This window comes from Caballeronia sp. (genome assembly GCF_049581465.1).
Classification (GTDB): Bacteria; Pseudomonadota; Gammaproteobacteria; order Burkholderiales; family Burkholderiaceae; genus Caballeronia.
Genome location: NZ_JBAUSA010000687.1, coordinates 1 through 4,595, shown reverse-complemented (window position 1 = coordinate 4,595; position 4,595 = coordinate 1). Strand labels below are relative to the sequence as shown.

The following is a 4,595-nucleotide window of genomic DNA, read 5'->3' as shown; positions in this document are numbered from 1 at the left end:
TGCGTCCAGTCGATAATCGAGGCCAGGCTTGCGGCGCGGGCGGCAGGCACCGGATCGCCGTGAGCCTGCTGGACTTGCTCTTCTGCGACGCGGATCGGACTCTCGAAGCGCTGCGTACCCGCAAGCTGTATGGCCGACGATACGCCGTACCACTGCGGCGCCACTTGCGTGCGCTGGGCGGCGCTCAAGCGCTGATAGACAGCGACATAGCCTGGGAGCCGGGTACCCAGCATGCGGGAGGCATCGCCCAGCGCCTGACGTGCCAGCCGCAGCATTTGCGCGAGCGCGTGTTCGCCGGCATGCAACGCGGGCGCGATCGAAAGCACAACGGCATCAGGCGCGCGTCCCCCACGCCACTGCTTGACTGCCATCGCGAGCCCTGGCAGATCCCGCGGGCGGTCAACCCGCAACCAGATCGCACCATCGCCCACGTGAGCAAGTCGCTTTGCACCATCGCGGCCATCAAAGAGTTGTGCAAGTGCGTCGCCGACGATCATCACAAGCGGCATGCGCGTGCGCAGGCTGACCGGAAGATCCACTGTCGTGGACCCGAGCGCGTTCAGCATAGGTGCGCTTTGCTCACGGACACGCGCGAGCTGACGGCTGTGAAAAGCCCACAGGATGAGGGCTGCAATTGCGATGGCAGCCGCCCCTGTCCACACCAGGCCACGGCTGATCGGGCCCACAAGAAACAGCAGCGCGATCAACAACGCGGCCGCGAAGATCACCATCGTGCGGACGGGATACCCTGAGTACCCAACCAAGTACCCTAAGCGCCGGTCAGACGTCACGGCTTTGCTGGCAACACGACCGGAACCAGATGCGCGAGTTGCAGATCAAGCGCATGGCTCCAGATCAGGTAGGCGAGCGCGGCGGCCCCACAACCGAGTGCCGCAATCGCCCAAGGCGAGAGCCGGTAGAACCGGTCCCTCAGGCGGCTGCCCGCTCGATCAACAATGAACGCGCGCGTTACAGCCGGTCGTAGCTTTTCCAATTGGGCGTCGAGCGAAACCATCAGCGCCGTGCGTTCCCCCTGCCCTTCACGTACCCCGGAGGAAGCCCCCGTGGCCGATGCATAGCGACCCATGAAGCCAAGCCCGAGTATCGCGGCATAGCATTCGAGTAACTCAACCTTGGGTGAGGCCTCGCCCATGCGCTCGGCCAGACGTTTAAACACGCGCTCACCTGCGTCATGTTTGCCAAAACGCTGGACTTGCAGCGGCTGCGCGTCCCACTGATCCTTGTCGTCCATCGGCAGCGCCCGCAGCGCCACCTCGTCGAGCAGCCCGCATTGCGCATAAAGCGCATCGTCGCGTACGTCCCCTGTCACACCGCGTTGTTCGAGTGCGGCGGAAAATGCCGACATCAATTGCTGGCAACGCTCGCGCAGCACCGTCACCGATTCCGCTTTGCCGCCCTGCGAGAGCGTCGTCACGAGCAACGCGGTGTCGCGCAGCAGCTGCCGCATGCCCGGAACCATCATGCGATTGCTGCCTGCCTGGCGATCGACCAGGTGGACCTCCTTCGGAGCGTTCAGAAACGATGTCATGATCGCAGCACCGCATAGAGTTCAAGCGAGGTCCCGGGTATGGTCGTCGGCAGGTAGATCTGGCAGGTGCCGGAGGCCAGCATCCGCGCATGGGCGGGATCCTTTGCATCGAGCGCGAAGTAGTGGTTGTCCAGGCGCACCGGGATGGCTGCGGGTACTCGCTGCACCGCCTTGAGCGGAATGCCGGCCAACGCGGAATTGACGATGTGCTCGACGTCGTCCGGGGCACCGATCTTGCACAGCTTTGGCACTTGCTCTACCAGTTCGAACGGCGGGAGTGCGGCATTGACCGACAGGTAATAGTCGGCGCCGGAGCGTAGCCGCTCGTCGAGGAACTGGCCCGTCCAGGTGGTCGCACTCTTGCGCGTGAGCCCGATCGCGACTACACGCGACGGAATGATGGCGTCGAGCAGGTCGCGAATCAGCTTCTCAAGTTTCGTGAAGACCTCGTCGGCGCGCGCATGGTCGTAGGGCGGGATGTCCGTGAGTTGCGAAGCGGTCGAAAAGGTCATCAGCACGCTGCTCAGTTGCGCAAGTGTTGAGTAGAGGCGCTCGGGCGGCTGGCTCGGATGCGTGGCGAAGAATCGCAGTTGCGGCCAATACGTGTGAATGGAGTGCAGCAGCCAGAACAGCGAGACGTCCGCTACGCCGTATTCGGTCACCTCGTCTATACGCTCGCTCTTGCGCGCACCGAGCGCCGCACTCCTTGCCTGAAGAATGTCGGCCAGTCGTTTGACACGCTCGACATGCAGCACATGGCCGACGAGAGTCAGGCAAGGCGGCACATAGTGATGATCCACCTGGAACTGGCCGCCCGTCCCTCGCGTGAGACGTGCGATCGCACACACCGTGTCGTCCGCATGTGACTCGAAGTCGAACAGCAGCCGCACCGCCTGGCGTTCTGCGGCGATCTCTGTTTCAGTGGTGCCGTTCAGATCCGTCACCTTGACGAACTCGCGATACGAGCGTCGCGCACGGGCGAGCGTGGTCTCGTCGAAGCGGCAGTTGCTGCCCGTCGCGTTCATCAGTGGCAACGCGGCCAGCACGACCACGGTCTGCACTTCCGCCGACAATCCTTGCGTCAGATCCCGCGCGGGCGGCAGTGCATCGCTTACCGAGGTGTCGATCAGTGTTCCGTCAGGAAAGCGAAGCTTAAGCTCCGAGAGCTTCAGGCGTTCGCTGGCTAGTGCCTGTTCATCAATGCCTACACCCCACGTTCCCCACGGTTCGGCGATCGCCGCAGACGCGAACTGCCGATGCACGAAGTCAGTCCATCGGTCCTGCTGCTGGAAGTGTTGCTGGCTGAGAATGAGGCCGTCGTGCCAAAGCGGTTTGTCGATCCGCATGGTTAGGGTCTATGTCGTGTAGTTGTAGGTTATGGATGGCAGATTCTATACACGCTTAGTAGCGTTCGTATACCCTTAACATTTGATTCGATATACGAAGTATCTGTTTGTCCATCGCACCCAGGTTATCTCATAAATAACAACGCCTATTTATGAGATAACCTGGGTGTGACAATCAAATGTCGTGAAGCTAACGATCACGACTTTCAGCGACAATTTATGACGTTCCCGCAGCCAAAGACTCTTTGACTTAATGCAGGACTGCAATGTTTAATACGCGGTCAGTAAAGATCGCGCGAATGAGGATCGGCAACTGCGAGAGCATCTGGAAATGTCGTCGAAGTGCGCTTGACAGGTCCGCGCGATGGTATGAAAACGGACACACCATCGCAATGAACGCGTTTCTGCGGCATCCCGTTATCTACTTTGACCTACCTTATACGGACTGCTAAGTGGACAGTTTTCAGCGAGAAATTCCGAAATCCAGGGTGTCCATCACGCTGGATCTGCACACGGGCGGCGCTCAGACGAAGGTCGAGTTGCCACTCAAGCTGCTTGTTGCCGGAGACTTCAGCGCAGGCAAGGAGCAGGCGCCTCTGGCTGAGCGCAAAAAGACCAATATCGACAAGAATAATTTCGACGCCGTGTTATCAGATCTTACGCCTGAGCTGAATGTCGCTGCGGCGAACACACTCGCTGACAATGGTTCCGAGCTTCCGGTATCGCTGAGCTTTCACTCGATGAAGGACTTTGAACCCGAACAGGTCGCCCGTCAGATCCCCGAACTGCAGGCCATGCTCACGATGCGCAATCTGCTGCGCGACCTGAAGTCGAAGCTGCTTGACAACAGCGCGTTTCGGCACGAGTTCGAAAAAATTCTCAAGGACAACGTGCTCTCCCAGCAACTGCGCGGCGAGCTTGCGCAGATCGTGACGGCCGCCACCCAGCCTGAAGGTCACGCATAAAGCCGGATCCGGCTTTACCGCATGCAGAAAAACGCTAGAGAAAGAACCCTATGCCAAGTCATGTATCCGCGCAAAGCGGCAGGAACGAGACAAGCGTGCACGAGACCGTCGTGCTCGACGCCGCGACAGAAGTCTCTAGCGCCAGCAGCAGTGTCTATGAATCGCTGTGCAGCAAGATCAGCCTGAGGCCCGTCAGCGTGGCGCGCCCGCTCGAAGCGTTCCGCGATGGCGACCTGCTCTCCGAGTCGTCGGCCGACGAGCGGCTGGCGCACGGGATGAGCGCCTTCCTCAAGCTCGTTGGCGAGGCGAGCAAGCCAGTCGATCGTCTGGACAAGTCGCTGCTTGACTTTCACATCGGCCAGCTCGACCGGCAGATCGGCCGTCAGCTTGACGCCGTCATGCACACGCCCGGATTTCAGGCGCTGGAAGGACGCTGGCGCGGCCTCAAGATGCTGGTCGGCGGCACGGACTTTCGAACAAATACCCGCATCGAAGTGCTGGACGTGTCCAAGGACGCCCTCGCGCGCGATTTCGAGGATGCGCCCGAGCTCATCCAGAGCGGCCTGTACCGCCTCACGTACATCGAGGAATACGACACGCCGGGCGGCCAGCCGATCAGCGCGCTGATCAGCGACTTCGAGTTCGAGAACTCGCCTCAGGATATCGCTCTACTTCGCAATATCTCGAAGGTGGCCGCCGCCGCTCACATGCCGTTCATCGATTCGGTCGGCCCTG

Annotated in this window: 4 protein-coding genes and 1 pseudogene; 2 read left to right on the top strand and 3 right to left on the bottom strand. The window is 60.7% G+C overall.

Going from position 1 to position 4,595, the window contains the following annotated elements:
* The 3 genes and pseudogenes from WCA53_RS16940 to tssK all read right to left on the bottom strand — a co-directional run.
* Positions 1-764: pseudogene (locus WCA53_RS16940) on the bottom strand (OmpA family protein); the annotation flags it as partial.
* Between the two features lie 23 nt (positions 765-787).
* A complete protein-coding gene (locus tag WCA53_RS16935) occupies positions 788-1,549 on the bottom strand; it encodes a DotU family type IV/VI secretion system protein (protein WP_423912791.1) in 762 nt (253 codons plus the stop codon).
* Positions 1,546-2,895: a type VI secretion system baseplate subunit TssK gene (gene tssK / locus WCA53_RS16930; RefSeq protein WP_423912786.1), complete on the bottom strand. Its 1,350-nt coding sequence runs from the start codon at positions 2,893-2,895 to the stop codon at positions 1,546-1,548. The genes WCA53_RS16935 and tssK overlap by 4 nt, the downstream gene beginning before the upstream one ends.
* 452 nt (positions 2,896-3,347) lie before the next feature.
* On the opposite strand from tssK, the gene tssB reads away from it, so the two are divergent.
* Together tssB and WCA53_RS16920 are read left to right on the top strand one after the other, a co-directional pair.
* Positions 3,348-3,860, top strand: a complete 513-nt coding sequence (gene tssB / locus WCA53_RS16925; protein ID WP_423912783.1) for a type VI secretion system contractile sheath small subunit — start codon at positions 3,348-3,350, stop codon at positions 3,858-3,860.
* A 50-nt stretch (positions 3,861-3,910) separates the two neighbouring features.
* On the top strand, positions 3,911-4,595 hold a 685-nt coding region (locus tag WCA53_RS16920; RefSeq protein WP_423912780.1), incomplete at its 3' end, for a type VI secretion system contractile sheath domain-containing protein.